The 395-nt window shown below is 52.4% G+C and carries 1 rRNA gene; it reads left to right on the forward strand.

The features are described from left to right. Positions 1 to 392 (forward strand): 23S ribosomal RNA (locus BHE89_RS21665); the annotation flags it as partial. Positions 393 to 395 lie beyond the last annotated feature (3 nt).

Consider the following 395-nt stretch of genomic DNA (forward strand, 5'->3'; position numbering starts at 1 on the left):
TCACATCCTGGGGCTGAAGTAGGTCCCAAGGGTATGGCTGTTCGCCATTTAAAGTGGTACGCGAGCTGGGTTTAGAACGTCGTGAGACAGTTCGGTCCCTATCTGCCGTGGGCGTTGGAAGATTGAGAGGGGTTGCTCCTAGTACGAGAGGACCGGAGTGAACGCACCACTGGTGTTCGGGTTGTCATGCCAATGGCATTGCCCGGTAGCTAAGTGCGGAAGAGATAACCGCTGAAAGCATCTAAGCGGGAAACTTGCCTCGAGATGAGTCTTCCCCTGTCACCTTGAGTGACCTAAAGGAGCGTTTAAGACTAAGACGTTGATAGGCTGGGTGTGTAAGCGTAGCGATACGTTGAGCTAACCAGTACTAATGAACCGTGAGGCTTAACCTGACA

The sequence above is a fragment of the Shigella sp. FC1967 genome, assembly GCF_001743005.1.
Taxonomy (GTDB): domain Bacteria; phylum Pseudomonadota; class Gammaproteobacteria; order Enterobacterales; family Enterobacteriaceae; genus Proteus.